The organism is Kitasatospora griseola (assembly GCF_014648555.1).
Classification (GTDB): domain Bacteria; phylum Actinomycetota; class Actinomycetes; order Streptomycetales; family Streptomycetaceae; genus Kitasatospora; species Kitasatospora griseola.
On record NZ_BMRI01000064.1, the window covers coordinates 14,498 to 15,949 of the forward strand.

General features: G+C 72.2%; 1 protein-coding gene. It reads right to left on the reverse strand.

The annotated features are described in order from the left end of the window. On the reverse strand, positions 1–1,452 hold a 1,452-nt coding region (locus tag IEZ12_RS36290; RefSeq protein WP_189278542.1), incomplete at both ends, for a type I polyketide synthase.

Consider the following 1,452-nt stretch of genomic DNA (forward strand, 5'->3'; position numbering starts at 1 on the left):
CAACGCCGCATCACACGCATCGATCGCATCCCGGAACACCCGCTCCGAGCCGTACAACTCCCCACCCATACCGACCCACTGCGCACCCTGCCCCGGGAACACGAACACCGACCGAGCCGGCGAACCGGCCACGCCCGTGATGACGCGGGGGTCTCCGTCGGCGAGGGCGGCCAGTTCCGCCATGAGGTCGGTCCGGGTGCTGCCCGCCAGGGCCGCCCGGTGGGCGAGCCTGGTGCGGGTGGTGGCGAGGGCCCGACCGATCGCGGTCGGCCGGAGTTCGGGGTGGGCGGTGAGGTGGTCCGCGAGCCGTCGGGCCTGGGCGCGGAGGGCGTCGTCCGTCTTGCCGGACAGCAGCCACACGGTGGGCTCCGCGGAGTCGTCCGCGGTGGGTTGTTCGGGGGTTTCCTCCGCGAACTGCTCGATGACGACGTGGGCGTTGGTGCCGCTGGCCCCGAAGGCCGAGATGCCCGCACGGCGGGGGCGCCCCGTCTCCGGCCACGGCCGGGCCTCGGTCAGCAGCCGGATGTCACCGGTGTCCCACTGGACGTGCGGCGTGGGCTCCTGGACGTGCAGCGTCGGCGGCAGTTCGCCGTGCCGCATCGCCATCACCATCTTGATCACACCCGCCACACCGGCCGCGGCCTGCGTGTGGCCGATGTTCGACTTCACCGACCCCAGCCACAACGGCTCCGCCCGGTCCCGGCCATAGGTCGCCAACAAGGCCTGCGCCTCGATCGGATCGCCGAGCGTGGTGCCGGTGCCGTGCGCCTCCACCGCGTCCACCTCGGACGGCTCCAACCCGGCGTTGGCCAGCGCCTGCCGGATGACGCGTTCCTGGGAGGGGCCGCTGGGCGCGGTCAGGCCGTTGGACGCGCCGTCCTGATTGACCGCCGACCCCCGCACCACCGCCAGCACCCGGTGACCGTTGCGACGCGCGTCCGACAGACGCTCCAGCAGCACCAGCCCCGAACCCTCACCCCACGCCGTGCCGTCCGCCGTCGACGAGAAGGGCTTGCACCGGCCGTCGGCGGCCAGGGCACGCTGGCGGGAGAACTCCGTGAACTGCAAGGGGGTCACGCTCACGGTCACGCCGCCGGCCAGGGCGAGTGTGCACTCCCCCGAGCGCAGTGCCTGCGCCGCCAGGTGGATCGCCATCAGTGACGAGGAGCAGGCGGAGTCGACGGACACGGCCTGGCCCTGGAGGCCCAGCAGGTAGGAGACCCGGCCGGAGGTGATGCTCGGCGAGATGCCCGTGGCGAGGTAGCCCTCGGTGTCGGGCGGCGCCTGATCGGGGCTGCCGACATAACCGGAGGACCAGATGCCGGTGAACACACCAGTCTGGCTGCCACGCAACGACGTCGGATCGATCCCCGCATCCTCGAACGTCTCCCACGCGGTCTCCAACAGCACCCGCTGCTGCGGATCCATCGCCAACGCCTCACGCGGCGAAAT